20 protein-coding genes, 5 tRNA genes and 1 pseudogene are annotated in these 22,748 nt (G+C 60.4%); 13 read left to right on the top strand and 13 right to left on the bottom strand.

What is annotated here, in order from left to right:
* Positions 1-36: 36 nt before the first annotated feature.
* The 8 genes from CAG47_RS00630 to gltX all read right to left on the bottom strand — a co-directional run bounded on the left by CAG47_RS00630 (position 37) and on the right by gltX (position 4,321).
* Complete coding sequence (locus CAG47_RS00630; RefSeq protein ID WP_085723001.1) at positions 37-474, bottom strand: thioesterase family protein; 438 nt, start codon at positions 472-474, stop codon at positions 37-39.
* Positions 475-522: 48 nt separating this feature from the next.
* Positions 523-1,356: an alpha/beta fold hydrolase gene (locus CAG47_RS00635; protein WP_085723002.1), complete on the bottom strand. Its 834-nt coding sequence runs from the start codon at positions 1,354-1,356 to the stop codon at positions 523-525.
* A 29-nt stretch (positions 1,357-1,385) separates the two neighbouring features.
* Entirely contained in the window at positions 1,386-1,925 is a 540-nt protein-coding gene (locus tag CAG47_RS00640; protein WP_085723003.1) for a TetR/AcrR family transcriptional regulator, read from the bottom strand.
* A gap of 185 nt (positions 1,926-2,110) precedes the next feature.
* A tRNA-Glu gene (locus CAG47_RS00645) sits at positions 2,111-2,186 on the bottom strand.
* 79 nt (positions 2,187-2,265) lie between these two features.
* Positions 2,266-2,341, bottom strand: a tRNA-Ala gene (locus tag CAG47_RS00650).
* Between the two features lie 53 nt (positions 2,342-2,394).
* A tRNA-Glu gene (locus tag CAG47_RS00655) sits at positions 2,395-2,470 on the bottom strand.
* Positions 2,471-2,549: 79 nt separating this feature from the next.
* Positions 2,550-2,625: transfer RNA gene (locus CAG47_RS00660), tRNA-Ala, on the bottom strand.
* A 214-nt stretch (positions 2,626-2,839) separates the two neighbouring features.
* The gene (gene gltX / locus CAG47_RS00665) at positions 2,840-4,321 is read right to left on the bottom strand and encodes a glutamate--tRNA ligase (protein WP_085723004.1); all 1,482 of its coding nucleotides are present in this window, start codon (positions 4,319-4,321) and stop codon (positions 2,840-2,842) included.
* A 243-nt stretch (positions 4,322-4,564) separates the two neighbouring features.
* On the opposite strand from gltX, the gene CAG47_RS00670 reads away from it, so the two are divergent.
* Both CAG47_RS00670 and CAG47_RS00675 read left to right on the top strand, forming a co-directional pair.
* Positions 4,565-5,653 (top strand): HlyD family secretion protein, encoded by a 1,089-nt coding sequence (locus CAG47_RS00670; RefSeq protein WP_085723005.1) that lies wholly within the window; start codon positions 4,565-4,567, stop codon positions 5,651-5,653.
* Between the two features lie 49 nt (positions 5,654-5,702).
* Positions 5,703-7,193: an MDR family MFS transporter gene (locus tag CAG47_RS00675; protein WP_177408905.1), complete on the top strand. Its 1,491-nt coding sequence runs from the start codon at positions 5,703-5,705 to the stop codon at positions 7,191-7,193.
* A 60-nt stretch (positions 7,194-7,253) separates the two neighbouring features.
* Here CAG47_RS00675 and uvrB read toward each other — a convergent pair whose 3' ends face one another.
* Entirely contained in the window at positions 7,254-9,269 is a 2,016-nt protein-coding gene (uvrB, locus tag CAG47_RS00680; protein ID WP_085723007.1) for an excinuclease ABC subunit UvrB, read from the bottom strand.
* 318 nt (positions 9,270-9,587) lie between these two features.
* Between uvrB and CAG47_RS00685 the strand changes: the two genes are divergently transcribed.
* The 3 genes from CAG47_RS00685 to CAG47_RS00695 all read left to right on the top strand — a co-directional run bounded on the left by CAG47_RS00685 (position 9,588) and on the right by CAG47_RS00695 (position 11,280).
* Entirely contained in the window at positions 9,588-10,784 is a 1,197-nt protein-coding gene (locus CAG47_RS00685; RefSeq protein WP_085723008.1) for an amino acid aminotransferase, read from the top strand.
* Between the two features lie 139 nt (positions 10,785-10,923).
* Positions 10,924-11,136, top strand: a complete 213-nt coding sequence (locus CAG47_RS00690) for a hypothetical protein (RefSeq protein ID WP_085723009.1) — start codon at positions 10,924-10,926, stop codon at positions 11,134-11,136.
* A 68-nt stretch (positions 11,137-11,204) separates the two neighbouring features.
* Positions 11,205-11,280 (top strand) — tRNA-Asn (locus tag CAG47_RS00695).
* A gap of 133 nt (positions 11,281-11,413) precedes the next feature.
* On the opposite strand, the gene CAG47_RS00700 is transcribed toward CAG47_RS00695, so the two are convergent.
* On the bottom strand, positions 11,414-12,931 hold the full coding sequence (locus CAG47_RS00700; RefSeq protein ID WP_085723010.1) for a nucleobase:cation symporter-2 family protein: 1,518 nt from the start codon (positions 12,929-12,931) through the stop codon (positions 11,414-11,416).
* Positions 12,932-13,185: 254 nt separating this feature from the next.
* Here CAG47_RS00700 and CAG47_RS00705 point away from each other — a divergent pair, with 254 nt between their 5' ends.
* On the top strand, positions 13,186-13,467 hold the full coding sequence (locus CAG47_RS00705; protein ID WP_085723011.1) for a BrnT family toxin: 282 nt from the start codon (positions 13,186-13,188) through the stop codon (positions 13,465-13,467).
* Between the two features lie 3 nt (positions 13,468-13,470).
* Positions 13,471-13,776: a BrnA antitoxin family protein gene (locus tag CAG47_RS00710; protein WP_085723012.1), complete on the top strand. Its 306-nt coding sequence runs from the start codon at positions 13,471-13,473 to the stop codon at positions 13,774-13,776.
* 41 nt (positions 13,777-13,817) lie between these two features.
* Here CAG47_RS00710 and CAG47_RS00715 read toward each other — a convergent pair whose 3' ends face one another.
* The gene (locus tag CAG47_RS00715; protein WP_085723013.1) at positions 13,818-14,648 is read right to left on the bottom strand and encodes an arylamine N-acetyltransferase; all 831 of its coding nucleotides are present in this window, start codon (positions 14,646-14,648) and stop codon (positions 13,818-13,820) included.
* 106 nt (positions 14,649-14,754) lie between these two features.
* Here CAG47_RS00715 and CAG47_RS29270 point away from each other — a divergent pair.
* Positions 14,755-14,868, top strand: a pseudogene (locus CAG47_RS29270) (GNAT family N-acetyltransferase); the annotation flags it as partial.
* Positions 14,869-14,930: 62 nt separating this feature from the next.
* Positions 14,931-15,257, top strand: a complete 327-nt coding sequence (locus tag CAG47_RS28625) for a hypothetical protein (protein WP_177408899.1) — start codon at positions 14,931-14,933, stop codon at positions 15,255-15,257.
* 35 nt (positions 15,258-15,292) lie between these two features.
* On the opposite strand, the gene CAG47_RS00720 is transcribed toward CAG47_RS28625, so the two are convergent.
* Positions 15,293-16,699 carry a DUF1254 domain-containing protein gene (locus tag CAG47_RS00720; protein WP_085723014.1) on the bottom strand — a complete coding sequence of 469 codons (1,407 nt, stop codon included), beginning with the start codon at positions 16,697-16,699 and terminating at the stop codon, positions 15,293-15,295.
* A gap of 198 nt (positions 16,700-16,897) precedes the next feature.
* Here CAG47_RS00720 and CAG47_RS00725 point away from each other — a divergent pair, with 198 nt between their 5' ends.
* Complete coding sequence (locus tag CAG47_RS00725; RefSeq protein WP_085723015.1) at positions 16,898-17,365, top strand: hypothetical protein; 468 nt, start codon at positions 16,898-16,900, stop codon at positions 17,363-17,365.
* A 141-nt stretch (positions 17,366-17,506) separates the two neighbouring features.
* Here CAG47_RS00725 and CAG47_RS00730 read toward each other — a convergent pair whose 3' ends face one another.
* Positions 17,507-19,264, bottom strand: a complete 1,758-nt coding sequence (locus tag CAG47_RS00730) for a murein L,D-transpeptidase (RefSeq protein WP_085723016.1) — start codon at positions 19,262-19,264, stop codon at positions 17,507-17,509.
* Positions 19,265-19,349: 85 nt separating this feature from the next.
* Between CAG47_RS00730 and CAG47_RS00735 the strand changes: the two genes are divergently transcribed.
* From CAG47_RS00735 to CAG47_RS00745, 3 genes are all read left to right on the top strand, one after another.
* Positions 19,350-20,051 (top strand): murein L,D-transpeptidase catalytic domain family protein, encoded by a 702-nt coding sequence (locus tag CAG47_RS00735; protein ID WP_085723017.1) that lies wholly within the window; start codon positions 19,350-19,352, stop codon positions 20,049-20,051.
* Positions 20,052-20,158: 107 nt separating this feature from the next.
* Positions 20,159-21,865, top strand: a complete 1,707-nt coding sequence (locus CAG47_RS00740) for a copper resistance system multicopper oxidase (RefSeq protein WP_085723018.1) — start codon at positions 20,159-20,161, stop codon at positions 21,863-21,865.
* A gap of 10 nt (positions 21,866-21,875) precedes the next feature.
* Complete coding sequence (locus CAG47_RS00745) at positions 21,876-22,739, top strand: copper resistance protein B (RefSeq protein WP_085723019.1); 864 nt, start codon at positions 21,876-21,878, stop codon at positions 22,737-22,739.
* The last annotated feature ends 9 nt before the right edge of the window (positions 22,740-22,748 follow it).

Here is a 22,748-nt window from a genome sequence, read left to right on the forward strand (position 1 = left end):
TGGATTATCGAGTGAAAGACTCGCCACAGGGTCGTGTCATGCCGGAACTTGCAACGCCGAACCATAACCCTCGATGAACTCGGCCGGCATGCGCCTGGGTTTGCCGGAAGACAGCTCGATGCAGACGAACGTGGTTTGTGCGCGCAGCAATGTTGCATTGTCGCTGGGGCGAATCAGTTGGAAGTGTCGGGTCATTCTCAGACGCTGATCCCAATCGACGATCCAAGTCGCCAGCTGCAACTCATCGCCTTCGTAGGCCGCTGCCAGGTAATCGATCTCGTGGCGCACCACCGCCATTGCCCGGTCCAGCCGCCGATATTCGACCAGATCCAGGCCAAGGCGTTGGGAGTGGCGCCAGGCACAGCGCTCGAGCCAGGTCACGTAGACCGCGTTGTTCGCGTGCCCCAACCCGTCAATGTCCTCGGCGTCCACTTGCAGATCAATGATGAATGGCGTTTCCCGATCCCAGCCCATGCCCCACTCCCGGTCATATCGATTCGACCGGGGCAGTGTAACGGAAGCTCAGGCCGATTGGCGCGATTGCAGTCGGCGACCGGCCAGCAGTGATAACACGCCATCAATCACTCTGGGGTCAGCCAGTACCCGCTGATGCCCGCCTTCTTGCAGGCGCAGCAAACGACTGTCGAACCAGGCTTCGTGGATCAGCTGCGACTCTTTGACCGATACCATGTTGTCATCTTCGGCGTGGACAACCAGGCCCGGCATATCGAGCTGATAGTGAGCGACATCCAGCGTCGAGGCGCGCATGCCGACGTCTCTCTCGACCTGACGAATAAACGCCGAACGGGCCTTGGGGGGCAGCCCGACATAGCGGGCGAAGCCGCGCAACACGCCCAGTATCCGCGCCGGTGCAGCGATACTGACCAGCGTTTCCGTGCGCAGGCCCAACTGCACGGCAAGCATGGCGCTGGCACCTCCCATGGAGTGGCCGATGACCGCTTGCAGTGGCGGCAATTCGGCAGCGGCTTCAAGCATGGCACGGGCAAAGAGCACCACATTCGCCTCGCTGCCCGGCGAGCGACCGTGAGCCGGACCGTCCAGGGCGACCACGGAGTAACCGGCATCGACCAATGCCGTGATCAGGCTGGCAAACTGCGTTGGCCGCCCTTCCCAACCGTGCATCAGCAACACTGCCGGGCCCTGGCCCCAACGCAACGCCGAGAGACCGAAACGCAAGGTGATCCGCTCGGACTTCGCCAACAGCGGCAGCTCCCAGTCACGGGGCGGCAGATCCCGCGGTGTCATGAAGGCCGATCGCATTTTGCTGGCGACCAGTTGCGGGGCAACCCAGCCCAAGGTGCCATTAACGCCGCGAACCCACTTTAACGCGCTCATCGCATTCTCCTCAGGCCGCAGCCTTCAGGTCAACGCACTGCCGATTTGGCGGCGCGCAGTAATCGATCGGACAATTCTCCCGACCCCAGCGCCCGCGCCAGAGCCAGCCCACCCACCATCAAGGCCAGATCGGCCAGGGCTTTATCGGTTTCCTCAGGACTGGACGCCAACTGCGCGACCATGATTTCCACATGCTCATTCAGCGCGACACGAAACGCGTCCGGCAGCCGCCCCAACTCGCCGACCGAAGCCGGGATCGGACACGCCGATTCGGAGGAATCACGGTGCTTGCGCGACAGGTAAAACGCCGCCACCAACGCGCGACGCTCCTCGCCGGTCAATTGCGCGTCCATATCGGCAATCAGGTCGCGCCGATGACCGAGCAATTGCTTGAACGCCTCGAGCATCATCGCGTCCTTGCTTTCGAAGTGCGCGTAGAAGCCACCAACGGTCAGGCCCGCCGCCCCCATCACTTCGCCCACACTTGGCTCGGCCGGGCCGCGCTGAATCAGCGCGGCACTGGCAGCCTTGAGGATGCGTTCGCGGGTCTGAGCTTTTTTGTCGTTCATCGTTGCCTCCGAATATTACGATTGAAATATTATTCTCATAATAAATTTTAGCAAGTCATGGCCGTGACCGCTGGTCTGAAGAACAGTTTTTTTGGAAATGGAGGAATCTGGCCAAACGCCAGACAAACAAAAGGGCCATTCAATAAATGAATGACCCTTATAAAATCCCGCAGAGCGGGTAATCGTGGCGTCCCCTAGGGGACTCGAACCCCTGTTACCGCCGTGAAAGGGCGGTGTCCTAGGCCACTAGACGAAGGGGACACAAACCCTTCTATACAACTGATCAGTGCTGAGAGCTGATCGATTCAAGGCCGGTGTGGCCAGACCTTGAACTGTAAATTGGTGGAGCTAAGCGGGATCGAACCGCTGACCTCCTGCATGCCATGCAGGCGCTCTCCCAGCTGAGCTATAGCCCCGGATTTTTCGCCTCTCGGCGGAGCGACATCTTGCAACATCGCTTCTGTAAAACTGGCGTCCCCTAGGGGACTCGAACCCCTGTTACCGCCGTGAAAGGGCGGTGTCCTAGGCCACTAGACGAAGGGGACGCAAACCCTTCTGTACATCTGATCAACGCTGAGTGTTGATCGCTTCAAGGCCGGTGTGGCCAGACCTTGAAGTGTAAATTGGTGGAGCTAGACGGGATCGAACCGTCGACCTCTTGCATGCCATGCAAGCGCTCTCCCAGCTGAGCTATAGCCCCTCATCGTTGATGTTGCCGTTGGCTTCATCGCTGAGGACGGGGCGAATCTTAAGGGCGTATCGAAAGCCTGTCAAACTTATTTTTCAAAAAATTTAAAATTTTTTGCCGACATAACAATCACTTACCGCCCTCTCCCCGGAAAATCGGGGCCTGAGGACCACGGCGCGCCCAACGCCGGGCACGCACAATGGCCATCAGCCCTTCATCAAGCGTGTCAGGCAATAGCGCCCAACAGCTTTTCCCACTCTTTGTTTTCTTTCTTCGACACACCGCCCAGCAGGTCGATCGCCTGGCGCAGACGGAAACGGGTCAGGTCCGGCCCGAGGATTTCCATTGCATCGAGTACCGACACAGAACTTGCCTGCCCCGTGATCGCCGCGAACATCAGCGGCATGGCGTCACGCAGCTTCAACTCCATGGACTCGACCACCGCCTGGATGGTCGCGGTAATGCTGTCCTTCTCCCACTGACGCAGGCTTTCGAGCTTCCACAGGATCAACTGCATCAGCTGACGAACCTGATCGCCCGAGAGTTTCTTCGACTCGAACAGCCTGGCATCGGGGTTCACGCCACCGGCAAAGAAGAACCCGGCCAGCGGTGCGACCTGGCTGAAGGTTTCGACCCGGCCCTGTACGTGTGGGGCGATCTTCATCATGTATTCGGAATTGAACGCCCACTTCTGCACCCGTGCAGCGAACTCTTCCACCGGAAGGTCACGCAGCCACTGGCCATTGAGCCACGACAGTTTTTCGATGTCGAAGATCGGCCCGCCGAGGGACACGCGCTTGAGATCGAAATTCTCGACCATTTCCTGCAACGAGAACTTCTCGCGCTCGTCCGGCATCGACCAGCCCATGCGGCCCAGGTAGTTGAGCATCGCTTCAGGCATGAAGCCCATGCGCTCGTAGAACGTCACCGAGGTCGGGTTCTTGCGCTTGGACAGCTTGCTCTTGTCCGGGTTGCGCAGCAGCGGCATGTAGCACAGCTCCGGTTGTTCCCAGCCAAAGTACTCGTAAAGCAGGATCAGCTTCGGTGCCGATGGCAGCCACTCTTCGCCGCGCAATACGTGGGTGATGCCCATCAGGTGATCGTCGACCACGTTGGCCAGGAAGTACGTCGGCAGGCCGTCGGTCTTCATCAGGACTTGCATGTCCATGCGGTCCCACGGGATCTCGACATCGCCACGCAGCATGTCCGGCACCACGCAGACACCTTCGCTCGGCACCTTCATGCGGATCACGTGGGGTTCGCCAGCGGCCAGGCGCCGCGCGACCTCTTCCTTGGACAGCAGCAACGCGCGACCGTCGTAGCGTGGGGTTTCGCCACGGGCCATCTGTTCGGCGCGCATCTGGTCCAGCTCTTCGGCGGTGCAGAAGCACGGGAAGGCATGCCCCATGTCGACCAGTTGCTGGCAGTACTTCTGGTAAATGTCACCGCGCTCGCTTTGACGGTATGGACCGTGCGGACCGCCGACGTCCGGGCCTTCGCTCCAGTCGATCCCCAGCCAGCGCAGCGCATCGAAGATCTGCTGTTCGGACTCGCGGGTCGAACGCAGTTGATCGGTGTCTTCGATCCGCAGGATGAACTCACCGCCGTGCTGCTTGGCAAAGCAGTAGTTGAACAAGGCGATGTAGGCGGTACCTACGTGGGGATCCCCGGTAGGCGATGGCGCGATGCGAGTGCGGACGGTGGTCATGGCATGTCTCGAAAAGAATGAAAAGCGAAGTTCAAACAGAACATCAAACAAGAGCGGAATGGTAACAGGCGACACCCGCCCCGCTCCAGTGAGCAGGGCATTTAAGCCAAGGTTGCGTCTGGAACGCCCGTATGAGGGGGTGAATGGGCGAATATCAGCCGATGGCATTTACCGTTTATCGGCTGTATGCCAGATTTGCCTGCTGATAACTTCCCTTGCAATTTCTCGACTACAGTTTGCCCCATGCCTGCCCAACTCAAGCGTCGCCTGTCCATTTTCCTGTTGATCGTCCTGCTGATTGCCGGGGGTCTGTTTGCCCATTGGTTCTTCAAGGGGCGGTTTTATGAAAGCACTGACAACGCTTATGTCCAGGGCGAGATCACCCGCGTGTCGAGCCAATTGGGCGCACGCATCGATCAGGTGCTGGTGCAGGACAACCAGCATGTCGAGAAAGGTCAGTTGCTGATCAAACTCGAAGGCGACGACTTTCGCCTCGCTGTCGACCGCGCCAACGCCACCCTCGCCACCCGCGAGGCCGAACGGCTGCAAGCCCAGAGCAAACTGACCCAGCAGGCCAGCCTGATTGCCGCCAGCGAAGCGCAAGTCGCGTCCAGCCTGGCCAGCCTGGACCGCTCGCAGATTGATTTGAACCGCGCCGAGACCTTGCGCAAGCCTGGTTATGTCTCGGAAGAGCGGGTGACCACCCTCTCCGCCGACAACCACATTGCCCGTTCGCAATTGGCCAAGGCCCAGGCGGATGCCCAGGGCCAGCGCCAGCAAGTCAACGCGCTGACCGCCGAAGTAAAGCGCCTGGATGCGCAGATCGCCAATGCCAGAACCGACCTCGCCCAGGCCGAACTGAACCTGACCCGCAGCGAAATCCACGCCCCCATCAGCGGCCTGATCGGCCAGCGTGCAGCCCGCGAAGGCCAATACGTGCAAGCCGGCGCCTACCTGATGTCGATCGTGCCCGATGAAGACATCTGGATTCAGGCCAACTTCAAGGAGACCCAGATCGGCCACATGAAGCCCGGGCAGAAAGCCGAGCTGATCTTCGACGCTTACGGCGACACCCCCATCGAAGCCTGGGTCGACAGCCTGTTCGCTGCCTCGGGCGCACAGTTCAGCCTGTTGCCGCCGGACAACGCCACCGGCAACTTCACCAAGGTCGTGCAGCGGATTCCGGTAAAGCTGACCTTCGCCGCCGACAACCCGCTGCGCGGCAGGATCCGCCCGGGCATGTCGGTGACCGCCAAAGTGAACATCAAGGACGCCCCTGAAGATGTCACCACTAAATTGAGCAGCCAAGACGCCGCCGACGATGGCCGGTGATCAACTGATCCGCCCGGTCGGCGAACCGACCCGGCGGGACTGGATCGCGGTGATGAGCGTGATGCTCGGCGCCTTCATGGCGGTGCTCGACATCCAGATCACCAACTCCTCGCTCAAGGATATCCAGGGCGCGCTGTCGGCCACCCTGGAAGAAGGCTCGTGGATTTCCACCTCGTACCTGGTGGCGGAAATCATCATGATCCCCCTGACTGCCTGGCTGGTGCAGTTGCTTTCGGCACGACGCCTGGCCGTATGGGTATCCCTCGGATTCCTCGTCGCGTCCCTGCTCTGCTCCATGGCCTGGAGCCTGGAGAGCATGATCGTGTTCCGCGCCCTGCAAGGGTTTACCGGTGGCGCGCTGATTCCGCTGGCCTTTACCCTGACCCTGATCAAACTGCCGGAACACCACCGCGCCAAGGGCATGGCCATGTTTGCCATGACCGCCACCTTCGCCCCCTCCATCGGCCCGACACTCGGCGGCTGGCTGACGGAAAACTGGGGCTGGGAATACATCTTCTACATCAACATCCCGCCCGGGCTGATCATGATCGCCGGCCTGATGTACGGCCTGGAGAAGAAAGCAGCGCACTGGGAATTGCTCAAAAGCACCGACTACGCCGGCATTCTCACCCTCGGCGTCGGGCTCGGCTGCCTGCAGGTATTCCTGGAGGAAGGCCACCGCAAGGACTGGCTGGAATCGAACCTGATAGTGACCCTGGGCAGCATCGCGCTGGTCAGCCTGATCACCTTTGTGATCGTGCAATTTTCCAAACCCAATCCGTTGATCAACCTCGGCATCTTAGGCAACCGCAACTTCGGTTTATCCAGTATTTCCAGCGTCGGGATGGGAGTCGGGTTGTACGGCTCGATCTATCTGTTGCCGCTGTACCTGGCGCAGATCCAGAACTACAACGCCTTGCAGATTGGCGAAGTGATCATGTGGATGGGCGTGCCGCAGCTGTTTCTGATTCCTCTGGTGCCCAAGCTGATGAAGGTCATCTCGCCGAAATGGCTGTGCACCCTGGGCTTTGGACTGTTCGGCCTGGCGAGTTTCTCCTCTGGGGTACTGAACCCGGACTTTGCCGGGCCGCAGTTCAACCAGATCCAGATCATCCGCGCCCTGGGACAGCCGCTGATCATGGTCACCATCTCGCTGATCGCTACCGCCTATATCCTGCCTCAGGATGCGGGCTCGGCATCGAGCCTGTTCAATATCCTGCGCAACCTCGGCGGCGCCATAGGCATCGCCCTGCTCGCCACGCTGCTGGATGAACGGACCAAGGTTTACTTTGACTACCTGCGCGAATCCATCGTGCCGAACAATCCGCAGGTGGCTGAACGCATCGCCTCGCTGGCCGATCGACTGGGCAGTGAAACGGCGGCACTGGGCAAACTCAGCGAGATCGCCCATCAACAGGCGTCGATCATGGCCTATAACGATGCGTTTCATTTTGTCGGGATTGCGCTGGGGATCAGCATGGTAGCGGTGTTGCTGACCCGGAAGTTGCCGGAGGGGTTGAAGGCTGGCGAGGCGCACTAGTTGATATTTACTGCGCCCTGACTGGCCTGCTCGCGATGAGGCCAGTTCAGGCGCTAAAGATCAAACCGTCAGCAGGCGCTCGCGCAACTTGGCAATCTCGTCGCGCAACTGCGCCGCCGCTTCGAACTCCAGATCGCGAGCGAGCTGGTACATCTTCTCTTCCAGCCCACGAATCCGCTTGCTGATCTCGCTCGGTGAGCGCAATTCGGCCTCGTACCTGGCGCTTTCCTCGGCGGCCTTGGCCATGCCTTTGCGCTTCTTGCTGCGCGAACCGGGCACGGTGGCGCCTTCCATGATGTCGGCAACGTCCTTGAACACGCCTTTTGGCGTGATGCCGTTGGCCAGGTTGAAGGCGATTTGCTTGTCACGACGACGCTCGGTTTCACCGATCGCGCGCTCCATGGAACCGGTGATGCGGTCGGCATACAGAATCGCCCGGCCATTGAGGTTACGCGCCGCCCGGCCGATGGTCTGGATCAGCGAACGCTCTGAACGCAGGAAGCCTTCCTTGTCGGCATCGAGGATCGCTACCAGCGAGACTTCCGGCATGTCCAGGCCTTCACGCAACAGGTTGATGCCCACCAACACGTCGAAGGTACCGAGGCGCAGGTCGCGGATGATCTCCACCCGCTCCACGGTGTCGATGTCCGAGTGCAGGTAGCGCACGCGCACGCCGTGGTCGGCCAGGTAATCGGTCAGATCCTCGGCCATGCGCTTGGTCAGCGTAGTGACCAGCACCCGCTCCTCGGCGGCGACGCGCTTGGTGATTTCCGAGAGCAAATCATCGACCTGGGTCAAGGCCGGACGGATTTCCACTTGCGGATCCACCAGTCCGGTCGGCCTCACCACCTGCTCGACCACGCGCCCGGCGTGTTCGGCTTCGTAGTTGCCGGGGGTCGCCGAGACGAAAATCGTCTGCGGGCTGATGCTTTCCCACTCATCGAAACGCATCGGCCGGTTGTCCAGGGCCGACGGCAAACGGAAACCGTACTCGACCAAGGTCTCTTTACGCGAGCGGTCGCCTTTGTACATGGCGCCAACCTGCGGCACGCTGACGTGTGATTCATCGATCACCAGCAAGGCATCCGGCGGCAGATAGTCATACAGCGTTGGCGGCGGTGCGCCGGCTTCGCGACCGGACAGATAGCGCGAGTAGTTTTCGATACCGTTGCAGTAGCCCAGCTCAAGGATCATCTCCAGGTCGAAACGAGTGCGCTGTTCCAGGCGCTGGGCCTCCACCAGCTTGTTGTTGGAGCGCAGGTATTCCAGGCGCTCCTGCAATTCGACCTTGATGCCTTCGACCGCCTCCATCAGGGTTTCCCGTGGCGTCACGTAATGGCTTTTCGGGTAGAAGGTGAAGCGCGGCAATTTGCGGATGACCTCGCCGGTCAGCGGATCGAATGCCGACAGACTTTCCACTTCATCGTCGAAAAGCTCGATGCGGATCGCTTCAAAATCGGATTCCGCCGGGTGGATATCAATCACATCGCCGCGCACGCGGAAGGTCGCGCGGGCAAAATCCACATCGTTGCGGGTGTATTGCAGGTCGGCCAGGCGTCGCAGCAATTCACGCTGATCGAGCCGGTCGCCGCGATCCACGTGCAAGACCATCTTCAAATAGGTTTCCGGACTGCCCAGGCCGTAGATGCAGGACACTGTGGTGACGATGATCGCGTCCTTGCGCTCAAGTAATGCCTTGGTCGCGGACAATCGCATCTGTTCGATATGGTCGTTGATCGAGGCGTCTTTCTCGATGAAGGTGTCCGAGGACGGTACGTAGGCTTCGGGCTGGTAGTAGTCGTAGTAGGAAACGAAATATTCCACCGCGTTGTTCGGGAAGAACGCCTTGAACTCTCCGTATAGCTGCGCCGCCAGGGTCTTGTTCGGCGCCAGCACCAGGGTTGGGCGCTGCACCTGGGCGATCACGTTGGCGATGCTGAACGTCTTGCCCGAGCCGGTCACACCGAGCAGCGTCTGGTGCGCCAGCCCGCCCTCGATGCCCTCGACCATCAGGCGGATGGCTTCCGGCTGATCGCCGGCGGGCTCGAAACGGGTGACTAGCTGGAATTCAGACATGAAAAACCTCTGGATCACGCACGAACGAGAAAGACCGCAAACGACCGATGTCGCCCGAAGAAAAAACTGGATTGTGCTCAATGTGGAGCCGATTGCCAGCGCTTTCAAGGCAAACGTCCTACAACCCCTAAAGCTTTTGACGACGTCAATCGACTAACGGTCGAAAAATATTCGGAAAAACTTACCCTAAAAGCCGAATCGCCTGTCGCCATTGATCGCGGATGGCCTCTATACTAGCTCCCCGTTTGTGCACCGCTCTAGTGCATCCGGCTGGAGCGCGACACGTCCCTCCACTCTCCATTCAGAGCCGCCGCAATAATGAGCCTGTTCTCCGCTGTCGAAATGGCACCACGCGATCCAATCCTGGGCCTCAACGAAGCATTCAACGCCGATACCCGCACCAACAAAGTCAACCTGGGAGTCGGTGTTTACTGCAACGAGGAGGGGCGAATTCCACTCCTGCGCGCCGTTGTCGAAGCCGAAACGATTCGTGCCGCTCAACACGTTTCCCGTGGCTACCTGCCTATCGACGGTATCGCCGCCTACGACCAGGCCGTGCAAAAGCTGCTGTTCGGCAATGATTCGCCACTGCTCGCCGCCGGCCGCGTCGTCACCACTCAGGCCGTTGGCGGTACCGGCGCTCTGAAAATCGGTGCCGACTTCCTCAAGCAACTGCTGCCGAACGCCGTTGTGGCAATCAGCGACCCAAGCTGGGAAAACCACCGCGCCCTGTTCGAAACCGCCGGTTTCCCGGTGCAGAACTACCGCTACTACGATGCCGCGACCCACGACGTGAATCGTACCGGCATGCTGGAAGACCTGAACGCGCTGCCGAACGGCTCGATCATTGTGCTGCACGCCTGCTGCCACAACCCGACCGGCGTGGACCTGAGCCCGGCGGACTGGAAAAACGTCCTGGAAGTCGTCAAAGCCAAAGGCCACGTGCCGTTCCTTGACATGGCCTACCAGGGCTTTGGCGATGGCATCGACGAAGACGCCGCTGCCGTGCGCCTGTTCGCCGAGTCGGGCCTGACCTTCTTCGCCTCCAGCTCGTTCTCCAAATCGTTCTCGCTGTATGGCGAGCGCGTAGGTGCCCTGTCGATCGTCAGCGAGTCGAAAGAAGAAAGCGCGCGCGTGCTGTCGCAAGTCAAACGCGTGATCCGTACCAACTACTCCAACCCGCCGACCCACGGTGCCAGCGTCGTCGCCGCGGTGCTGAACAGCCCGGAACTGCGCGCCCAGTGGGAAGCCGAACTGGCCGAAATGCGCCTGCGCATTCGTGGCATGCGTACCCAGATGGTCGACCTGCTGGCCCAGAAAGCGCCTCAGCACGACTTCAGCTTCGTCGGTCGTCAATGCGGCATGTTCTCCTACTCCGGCCTGAGCGTTGAGCAGGTTCACCGCCTGCGCAACGAGTTCGGCATCTACGCCCTGGACACCGGCCGCATCTGCGTGGCCGCGCTGAACCAGAGCAACATCAAGGTTGTGACGGATGCCATTGTTCAGGTCATCTGATTTCACCTTGAGATGAGAAAACGGGAAGCCAATGGCTTCCCGTTTTTTTATTTGTTGCAGATAATTCTCCAGGCAGTGGCTCTGCCCTCTAAACTCCACACAGGTTTGTGTACACCTTGGAATTCCTGTGAGAACCAACATGAAAAACGATGACCTGCGCGCCGACCGCGATGATCTGGACGATCTGGATGATTACATTCGCCGTACCCCGGCAAAGCGCGGAAACAGCAGCCTGGTGATGCAAGTGGCGGTCGGGGTGTTTCTCGGTGGATTGGCCTTGTGGCTGGTGCAACTGGGAGCCACCGCGCTGTATGCCAAGCTGTCGATGGGCACCCTGACGTTTGGCGGCTGAACCATCATCTTGAAAAATTGCACGTCAACGCTTGACTTCCCCTTTTTAATCAGTAAGATACGCGCCATTCCGCGATAGCTCAGTTGGTAGAGCAAGTGACTGTTAATCACTGGGTCCCTGGTTCGAGTCCAGGTCGTGGAGCCAGACAGCAACATCGAAAAGCCCCTGAATCGAAAGACTCAGGGGCTTTTTTGTGGCCGATTGAAAAGCCGTCTCCTGAAAGCAAAAGGCCGACCTGTCTATTCGACAGATCGGCCCTTTTCAGTCGCCGTGAGCGTCAGACATGCTCACTGCTTTTTGCGTGCACCGCCCGTGGCTCTGCCACGCCATGTTCCGACTCGATCACCGGAATCTCCTTGCCATCGCAATCGTGCAGTTTACCGTCGCTGAAATAGTCCCCTTCACGCAACGCCGCCAGATCCTGATAACGCAGTACCCGCTCGGTACCCGCCGCAAACACCGATTGCTGATCGGAGTTACCGGCGGTGAGATGGTTGAAGGTCAGGTTGAGCACGATAGCCATGATCGCCGACGAGCTGATGCCCGAATGGAAAATGGTCGCGAACCAGCTCGGGAAGTGGTCGTAGAAGTTGGGTGCCGCGATCGGGATCATGCCGAAGCCAATGGAGGTGGCGACGATGATCAGATTGACGTTGTTGCGGTAGTCGACCTTGGAAAGCGTACGAATGCCACTGGCTGCGACCGTGCCGAATAGTACGATGCCGGCGCCACCCAGTACCGAGGTCGGCACTGCGGCGATGACCCGGCCCATGAATGGCAGCAGGCCGAGGAGTACCAGGAACAGGCCGCCAGTGGCCACCACGTAGCGGCTCTTGATGCCGGTAACCGCCACCAGCCCGACGTTTTGGGCGAAGGCACTTTGGGTGAAGGAACCGAAGATCGGCGCGAACATGCTCGACAGCATGTCGGCACGCAGACCGTTGCCCAGGCGCTTGGAATCAACCTTGGTGCCGATGATTTCACCCACAGCCAGAATGTCGGCCGAGGTTTCCACCAGCGTCACCATCACCACGATGCACATCGACAGGATCGCTGCGAAGTGGAAAGTCGGCATGCCAAAGTGGAAGGGTGTCGGGAAGCCGAACATCGGGCCCTGGGTCACGGACGAGAAGTCGGCCATGCCGAGGAACAACGCGATCACCGTGCCGACGACCATGGCCAGCAGAATCGACAGGCGGGAGATGGTCGCACTGCCGATTTTGCTCAGCAGCAGCACCAGCACCAGCGTCACCGCCGCCAGACCGATGTTCGCCATGCTGCCGAAATCCGGCGCGTGACTGTTACCACCCATGGCCCAGCGCGCGGCTACCGGCATCAGCGTCAGGCCGATGGTGGTAATCACGATGCCGGTCACCAGCGGTGGAAAGAACTTGGTAATACGCGAGAACACCGGGGTTATCAGCAGTCCGATCAGGGACGCCGCTATCACCGCGCCCAGCACCGATTGAAACCCGCCCTCCCCGCCACTGCTGACAATCGCCACCATGGTCGCGACGCCGGAGAAGGACACACCCTGTACCAGCGGCAATTGACAACCAAAAAACGGTAAACCCAGGGTTTGCAGCAGCGTTGCCAGCCCCCCCGCAAACAATGAAGCAGCAATCAACAATCCGATGTCCGCCGGCGATAGCCCGGCCGCCTGGCCGATGATCAATGGCACCGCGACGATACCGCCATACATGGTCAGAACATGTTGCAGGCCATAAGCCATATTCGCGCCGATCCCTAGGTTTTCGTCCTCGGGCCGTTGGTGTGAAACATGGGGCGTTTTCATGGTAGGGGGTTCCCTGGTTTTTGTTATGCGCACACTGTATGCAATAGTCAGGACAAATGTCCATAGAGTTGTATACAACTTGTCAGTCACAAAATGGATGCGCGTCCATTTCCCCCCGCCACCCACAAGCGCAGCCCCCAATAAACCTTGAAATACATCCCTCGCTGCCCAACTCCCGGTGCTGACTAGTCTTTCGAATTCCTGGCGACCATCGGTATGGCTCGCCACTTTCACATACATATAAAGTATGCATAATGAAGCCATTCGAAATTCAGTTCCACAAGGCAAAGAACGCAGCCAACAAACTCAAGCACCAAGGCATCAGCCTCGCAGAGACCGAGCCGGTGCTCCATGACGAACGAGCGCTGACCATCGAGGACAACCACCATGATGAACAACGCTGGATCACCATGGGGCTGGATGCCAGAGGCCGGTTGCTGGTCGTCGCGTACACCTGGCGCGATCCGAATTTCGTTCGAATCATTTCCGCGCGCATCGCCACCAAAAGCGAGCGCCGTCAGTATCTGGAGGCATGACCGATGAAAGACGAATACGACTTCAGCAGCGCCGAGCGCGGGGCCGTGGCGCCCGCCAAAGGCAAGACCCGCATCACCATCATGCTCGATGACGCGGTCATCGAGGCCGCCCGGGCCCTGGCAGAAAACGAGGGGTACGGCTACCAGACGGCGATCAACAATACGTTGCGCCGGGCTCTGCTCAACGAAGGCAAGACCGCAAAACTCAAACACCCCCCCACCCCTGCCGAACTCAAGGGCCTGGAGCAGAAACTGGCAGAGGCCTTGCGCGAAATCCAACGGGTGATGGAGCCGGGTGTTCGGCCCTGAAACACAAAGGGCCGAACAATCGGGTGTCGACGATCAGCCCGCTACTGCGGCGCTGTGATCAATCGTTCCAGCGTCCGCGCCAACTGCGCCCGTTGCGGTACGCGGATGCCAAACTCGCGCTCCAGCAAAGCAATCAATTCCTGCACCTGCGTCACCTCACGCCGCTCGCTGTCATGGCCAATCCGGTGGATCGCGAAGCTGCCATTGTTCAGCGTACGGCGCCAACCCTCCCCGGTGCGCGCCACCATCAACTGCTTGACGAAAGATGACTCTGGGTAGGTCGAGACGTACCAGTTACCGACGGCAAAATCGATATCCTCCTGGCGCTGCAGGTCGAAGATGTACATCGCTCGCCACTCGCCCGCAACGTTGGCGCGCAGGGTAAAGCCGTCGACGTGCAGGTCGATGCGATACGACTCGTGGGGGGTGAGTTGTTCGGCGCGGTAGTCGAGCAGCAGTGGCGCGGTCGGCACCATGCCACCGAAACCGACGTCGGTGATGTAGCGCACGTCGCCGAGGTTGACCAGGCTCAGGCGATGGGTACGGGCAGTCCAGGCGCCCTCCGGCTGCCCCATCACCACCCGGCCGCTGATGGCGCGAGCGTCGAAACCCAGGTCTTGAAGCAAGGCCAGAAACAGGTTGTTGAGTTCGTAGCAATAACCGCCACGACCGCCCTGCAAGACTTTCTGCTCGATGGACGGCAAGTCGATCAGCACCGGCTCGCCAGATAGCGTGGTGAGGTTTTCAAACGGGAAAACGCCGGTATGGCGCAACTGCAGTTGGCGCAAGGTTTCCAGGGTAGGTGCCGGAGGTGCATCGAAGCCCAGGCGGCGCAGGTACAAAGCACGGTCAGTCAGGCGTGGCTCGCTCATCGCTCAATCCTTTTGCACGGTCGCTGCGGATCACTCCGCCGATGGCCGCTATGTATAAGGGATGTACCGCCACTGCCGACAATTGATTTCGCCAATCGCCCATGCGTCGACGCGCTTCTGGAAAATTGGCTGGATCAATCGCAAACTCGAAATCGGCAGCAGCTGGATCGCGACAGGCTGGCGGAAAACCTTCGTCAACACCAAGGCCAGGTACCTGCTACGCCTGCGAGGTGCTGGCCCTTCACTCCAACATCAGGTAACGACTCACCCCCGGAGACGACCATGATGAACATCAGAATGACTTCGCTGCTATTGGCGGGACTGTTATCGATGGTACCCCTGGGCATCCTGGCGGCATCCGGCGATGGCCCTGGAACGACCGGTACGGCACCCGGCGCCACCCGCAGCTCAACCCAGCCGTCAGGCAACTACGGGCCCAGCGCACCCTCGGGCACCAACAGCGGCAGTCACGGCACCGGCTCTTCAATCGGCAGCACCGGCGTCAATGGTCCGGGCAGCGGCGCGGGCGGAGGCACCGGCGCCCCCGGAGGTGGAACCGGGGGCGCCGGCGGCGGGACGGGGAGCTGGACAGGCAAAAGCAACCCGTGACATGCGGCCATTGGCTGCTTTTTGTCGCCTGAAACCTACATCGGCTTGATTGCCGGCGGGTTCCATTTGCCATTCAGCGCCTCGGCTTTCGGGCCGTACAAACGCATGGTCAGGTTGAATGGGCCTTTGGGCGCTGGCAGCCAGTTGGCCTCCAGATCCTTGCCGGGGCTTTCGTTCTGGAAATAGAGGTCCAGCGAGCCATCGGCGTTGGTCTTGAACGGCATCCAGCTACTGACCGCAAAACGATTGAGTGAGTTGCCGACCTGGAAACCTTCCGGGTCATACAAGGTGATTGACCAGAAGGCGTTCACCGGCGGCGTCTCGCCCTTGTTGAAATGCAGCACGTACTTGTTCGCACCGTCGAGCGGCTTCCCATTGCTGTCGCCGATGTTCAGCGGGTAGATCGCGTCTTCGGGCAGGTTGGCTCCGAGCCCCACCTGCGTAACGATGGCACGCTTGAGGTAGTAGTTGCCGTAGACCCCCATGGTGTCGGTGTTCATCGACCAACCGTTGACCACTCGCGCCAGGGTCGGCACTTTCCAGGCCATCAAGGCTTGAGCGTCCTCAGGCACTGTCTGCAGCGCTGCTTTGATTTGCGGGTCCAGCGCGTCCATGTTGAACGACTTGCCGGCTTCGATTCCGATCCGCTTGAGCTGCGCCAGCATTGGCTGATCGGTGCTGTGCGGCGGGTTCACCTTCAACAGTTCAGCCGCGTAGGCGAAATAGTTGGCGGCTGACATCGTGTCGACCTGAACTTTCGGTGGCGTTTTCATGTCCACCGCCGGGTCGACTTTCACGGTGACGGCTTGAGGCTCCTTGCCCAACCGTGACAACGGCGTCACCGTATAGCCGGCCTGGATCCTGTGAACCGCCGGGTAATCCGCCGCACCGTCCGTCTTGGTACGACCGATGACCCAGACAAACGGGGTTGGCGCCGGCAGATGACTCATCCCGGCGGGCACCGTGCCAGTCCACCCCGGCGGCGTCACCAGGAATTGCCCGGCCTCGGTGCCCGTGGTGCGCCAGCCCGGCGAAGCGAACACGTCACTCCACATATCAAGCATCGGCAGCAGGTAGAAACGCCCGTCGGTATCCGGCGCGGCGACCACCAGCGGTTCCTTGGTCAAGTCCAGCCAGGCAATCGAATACAAGGTGTCGAAATTGGAGCGCACCACCCCTTTGAAATCGGCTGGCGGGTACTGCGGCACACTCACAAACATGTTCATCGGGCCTTTGCCGAACTCCTTGCCCGGCTCGATGTTGGTGAATTGCTTGCGGGTGACGTCCATGCTCAGCAGCGGGTAAAAATAAATGTAGGCGTCCACACCGATCGCATGAGCTTCTTCGGCGGTGATTTTCGATTGCGCCTGGCTGGCCAGCGGGAAAATGGCGGCGGCTGCGACGGCCAAAGAAACGGCTGTCAACGCATGAGGTAGCAACATATTGGTGATCGTCCTTGCGTAGTGGAGCCTGTCGGGATTCGACAGAGCTAACGGAACTCTAGACGATCAATGCCGACTGCCCCGAAAGCCAGACCACCGGCCATTGGCACCCTGCCTGTGCTGAAAACATGATCCAGGGCAGGGCTGCCTGCTCGCCAACGAGCTACGATTAGACTGACCTCCATACAGGGAATCGACATGAGCAAGGCAGACGAGCTCGCCGCAAAATTGAAAAAGACACAGCTGACCGGCGCGGATCAGGCGATCGATGGTTGGCCCGGCCAGGTCTACGAACTGTATCGACGGATAGAGACCTGGCTGCTGCCCTTGACCGAAGCGGGCCTGGTCCTGCGGCGCAATCCCACTCACGTGTTCGAGAGTTGCCCCGATGGCGACGCTTACGATTACGCCATCGACCAGTTGGTGATCACTGGCAACGAACGCAGCCTGACCTTTGACCCGATTGCACGCTTCACGGCGGATGGAGAGGGACGGATCGAGATCCACACAACAGGCAACGAACTCGCCCTGTTGCGTACCGTGGACGAACACGGCGAGACACACTGGTGGCTACAAACGATCGAGCAGGCCACCACGCAGCTGGATGCGGTGGCGCTGACGGAAAGCGATCTGCTTGTCGTGGTGCAGCAAGGATTGGCGCTTTAGTGGATTAGCTGAATGCCGTAAACCCTGTAGGAGCGGGTGCCCGCTTGCGGCCTGCTCGCGATAGCGGACTGTCGGTCGATTCACTCCTGAATGTGCCTCCGTCATCGCGAGCAGGCTCGCTCCTACAGTGTCCGGGTTTAGTCATTGCGGATGGTTCCGCCCCGTCACCACCAGCGGCTCCTCAGCCCCACGCAAGTCCAGCGCAGGCAACTTGGCAGGCAGGCTCAAGCCCTGCAGCACCTTGGCATCGTAATCGTAAATATCAGGCTTGAACGTCACCCGCCCATCATTGCTCAGGTCCACGGTCCAATAGGCCAACAGCACCGGCACTTTCACCGGCAGCGGGACGTTCTCGGTCCTGCCATTGGCCAACTGCTTTTGAATACCGGCACTGTTCCAGCGCACCGGGTCGTTGAACAACAACTCGACCAGTTGCAGCGGGTTTTCCACGCGGATGCAGCCTGAACTGGTGGCCCGAACCGTTTTCGCAAACAGCTCGCGGTGCGGCGTGTCATGCAAGTAAATCGCATAGTCGTTGGGGAAGCGGATCACCACCTGCCCCAGCGAACTGTCGGGCCCGGCATCCTGACGCAGGTGAATGCCCCGCGGATTGCTCCAGTCAACGCTCGACGGATCAAGCACATTGCCTTCGCGGTCCAGCACGCGAATCCGGTTGGCCGCCAGGTAACCCGGATCGTTCTGGACTTTTGGAATCACGTCCTGCTTGAGGATGGTCGGGGGCACGGTCCAGGTCGGGTTGAACGTGATGTAAGTGATTTCGGCCTGGAACACCGGCGTGCTGCGCACCGGCTTACCGACCTGCACCCGCGAATGCCAGATCGGCAGACCGTCGCGGTACATCGCCACCTTGTACCCGGCGATATCGACGATCACGAACGTGCCCTGGAGCTTGTACAACAGCCAGCGGGCGCGCTCCATGTTGACCCGCACCTGATCGATCCGCGCCTCGACAGGCACGTTCAACGCCGCCAGCGTCGCCGCCCCGGCCACGCCATCGGCCCCCAGGTATTGCTCGGTCTGATACTTCTTCACCGCGGCAATGACCTTGTCGTCATAACCGGTCTTTTTCGACAGGTGCGGGTCCAGGTAACCGCCCGCCACCAGACGCGCACGCAATTGTGCGACCGCCACCCCATCCATGCCGGGCTTGAGCGATTGCCCCGCCGTGACTTGCGGCCAGCCGCCCGTATCACGGATCTGGCGCAATCGGGCCAGGCCCTCACGCAAATTGCGATATATCGCTTCTTGAGGAGGCGCATCGGCGAAAGCACGCGCCACATCATGATCATAAAGGGCGGCGAACAGGGTGTTCATGTCCTCGCGGGCACCGCCGCCGGCAGGCTCGAAATTCCAGTGAATGTCCAGGCGCGCCGGATCGACCTTGCCCCGCCGCAACTGCAGCAGTGCGGTGATGAACGTGCGGGTCGCCGCCATGTCGAACATCGCCCGCTGCGCCGTGGAAGGCATGCCGGCTACCAGCGACTGATGGGCCTGGGCCAGTTCGGAGATGCGAAAATCCGCCGGGTTCAGCCCGTCGATCCGGGTGTCTTCGAGGCTCTTGAGCAACTGGGCCACATCACGATCGTCTGTCCACGCGGCGCGATAGTTGCGATGCATATAGAAATCCAGCACCACCCGGCTGACATCCACCCGCTGATGGCGCCTGGCTGTGAGCAACGGCGGAAAGGCCGAGCGCAGCGGTTCCAGCGCTGCCTGAATCGCCTGGCCGACCGCATCGTCGGGCGCTGCGGCATCGATAGTGCTGCTTGCCGCAGATACCGGCTCGATCGGCGACGTTTGCCCAAGCGCTGCACCGCTGATCAGAAAGCCCATAAAAAATATGCGGCTTATGACGAATGACCTTGTTAAATGCACCATGGATAATCCTTAATCCCCCGTTTCAAACGCCTGGCTTTCCGCTCACTGCTGGCTAGACTCGAAATTATCATGATGAGACCCGACTATGGCGCTAAACCGCTCTGGCCTTTTATTTGCCATCTTACTGACGTGCCTTGCAGTACCGTCAGCCTACGCCGATTCGCTTGAAAACGCCCTGATCAAAGCCGCACCGGACGCCGACGCCAACGTGATTGCCCTGGCCGTTCGCGCAACCCAATGCAGCCGAGCCCAAGGTATCGCCCCAGCCCAAAGACTGGCGGTGATCGATTATTCCCTGCCCTCGACCGAACAACGCCTGTGGGTTTTCGACCTTAAACGACGCAAGTTGCTGTTTCACGAACTGGTCGCCCATGGCCGCAACAGCGGCGAAAACATGGCCACGCTGTTCTCCAACCAGAATGAAAGCCACGCCACCAGCCTCGGCCTGTTCCGCACACAAGAGAGCTACCGCGGCCAGAACGGTTACTCCTTGCGCATGGAAGGCCTGGAGCCCGGCTTCAACGACAACGCCTATGACCGTGCCATCGTCATTCACGGCGCGCCCTATGTCAGCCCGGTACTGGCCCGCGCCAATGGCCGGATCGGCCGCAGCCTGGGTTGCCCGGCCGTCAGACCGGCGATTGCCCATCGGTTGATCGATTCGATGAAGGACGGGCAGTTGCTGTTTTCCTACTACCCGGACCAGCGCTGGTTGAAGTCGTCCTCCTACATCAACTGCGGCGGCGACACCGTGGCCTCAAGGGAAAAGTCCGTTTCACGCCGCTAGGCAACGCCCCCACCTGTCAAAACTGTAATCCCCGCCTCAGCTTGCTGAAAGGCACCGCCCTCTAGCCTCGTCGACAAGTTCAACAGGCTGACGGCGGAACAGACGGCATGCACTCCCACACTTCAAGACGCACCTTCGTCAAAGGGCTGGCCATCGGCGGGCTCTTCGGCGGCCTCGGGTTATGGCGCACACCGGTCTGGGCGATCACCAGCCCTGGCGAACCACAGGTGTTGGCCGGTAAAGATTTCGACTTGTTCATCGGCGAATCTGCGGTCAACTTCACCGGCAGCCCACGCACCGCGATGACCATCAACGGCGGCATTCCCGGCCCACTGCTGCGCTGGCGCGAAGGCGATACGGTGACGCTGCGGGTACGCAACAGACTCAAGGACAGCACCTCCATCCACTGGCACGGCATCTTGCTGCCTGCCAACATGGACGGCGTGCCGGGCCTGAGTTTCAAGGGCATCGAACCGGGCGGCATGTACGTCTACCAGTTCACCCTGAAGCAAAACGGCACCTACTGGTATCACAGCCATTCGGGGTTTCAGGAGCAATCCGGCGTCTATGGCCCGCTAGTGATCGACGCCAAAGATCCGGAGCCGTTCCAGTACGACCGCGACTACGTGGTGATGCTCAGCGACTGGACCGACGAAGACCCGGTCGGCCTGATGAAGACGCTGAAAAAACAGTCCGATTACTACAACTTCAACAAGCGTACCGTGGGCGACTTCATCCACGACGTCAGCGAAAAAGGCTGGGGGCCGACCGTCGCCGATCGCACGATGTGGGCCGAGATGAAGATGAATCCCACCGACCTGGCGGACGTCGGCGGCGCCACTTACACCTACCTGTTGAACGGCCAGGCGCCGGACATGAACTGGACCGGGGTGTTCCGCCCGGGGGAAAAGCTGCGGCTGCGCTTCATCAACGGCTCGGCCATGACTTACTTCGACGTGCGCATCCCCGGCCTGAAAATGACCGTGGTCGCCGCCGATGGCCTCCACGTCAAACCGGTGAGCGTCGACGAGTTTCGCATCGCCGTGGCGGAAACCTTCGACGTTATCGTCGAACCGACCGAAGCGGCCTACACCTTGTTCGCCCAAGCGATGGATCGCACCGGCTACGCGCGCGGCACCCTCGCGGTGAAGGCCGGGCTGGTAGCGCCGCTGCCGCCACTGGACCCGCGCCCCCTGGTGACCATGGATGACATGGGCATGGGCGGCATGGACCACGGCAACATGGCGGGCATGGATCACAGCAACATGGCCATGGGCGACATGCCCGGCATGCAGGCCCACCCCGCCTCGGAAACCGACAACCCTCTGGTGGACATGCAAGCGATGTCCACCTCACCGAAACTCGACGACCCCGGCATGGGCCTGCGCAACAACGGGCGCCGCGTGCTCAGCTACTCCGACCTGCGCAGCACTTTCGAAGACCCGGACGGCCGCGAACCTGGCCGCACCCTCGAACTGCACCTGACCGGACACATGGAAAAATTCGCCTGGTCATTCAACGGTGTGAAGTTCTCCGATGCAGAACCGCTGCGCCTCACGTACGGCGAGCGGCTGCGGATCGTGCTGGTCAACGACACGATGATGATGCACCCCATCCACTTGCATGGTCTGTGGAGCGACCTCGAAGACGAGAACGGCCAGTTCATGGTGCGCAAGCACACCATCGACATGCCACCCGGTTCCCGGCGCAGCTATCGGGTCACTGCCGATGCGCTCGGCCGCTGGGCCTATCACTGCCATCTCCTGTACCACATGGAAATGGGCATGTTCCGTGAAGTTCGCGTGGAAGAATGAGGTGCACCCCATGACTCGATTCACCCCGTTTTTTTTCGCACTCGTGACTTCTACGGCGATGGCCGCCAGCGATGACATGCAGGGCATGGATCACAGCCAGATGGACCACGGCCAGATGCAAAGCATGGACGAAGGCCAGATGCAGCCCGCCGCGCCTGGCGAAAGCCGTACGCCGACCCCGGTGCTGACCGATGCCGATCGCGCTGCGGTGTATGTCGATCCCGCCGGTCACCGTGTACATGACAGCACGCTCAACAGCTTTTTCCTCGCCGACAAACTGGAATGGCAAGACGCCGATGACGGCAGCACCCTGGCCTGGGATTTGTCCGGCTGGATCGGCGGTGACATTGATCGCCTGTGGCTGCGCTCCGAAGGCGAACGCAGCAACGGCGTGACCGAAGACGCGGAAATCCAGGCCCTGTGGGGCCACGCCATTTCCCCATGGTGGGATGTCGTCAGCGGCGTGCGCCAGGACTTCAAACCCGGCGCCCCGCAAACCTGGGCCGCCTTCGGCGTGCAAGGCATGGCCCTGTACAACTTCGAAGCCGAAGCCACCGCCTTCATCGGCGAAGGCGGACAGAGCGCCGTGCGGCTGGAAGGCGACTACGACATCCTGCTGACCAATCGGCTGATCCTGCAGCCGACCGTCGAACTCAACGCCTACGGCAAAAACGACCCGCAACGAGGCATCGGTGCGGGGCTGTCCAACACCGAAGCCGGCCTGCGCCTGCGCTATGAAATCCGCCGGGAATTCGCGCCCTACCTCGGCGTGAGCTGGAACCGCACCTACGGCAACACCGCCGACTACGCCAACGACGAAGGCGAGGACCACAGCGAAGCACGCCTGGTGCTCGGTGTCCGGCTGTGGTTCTGAACAGACTTC

This window comes from Pseudomonas sp. R37(2017) (assembly GCF_002113375.1).
GTDB lineage: Bacteria > Pseudomonadota > Gammaproteobacteria > Pseudomonadales > Pseudomonadaceae > Aquipseudomonas.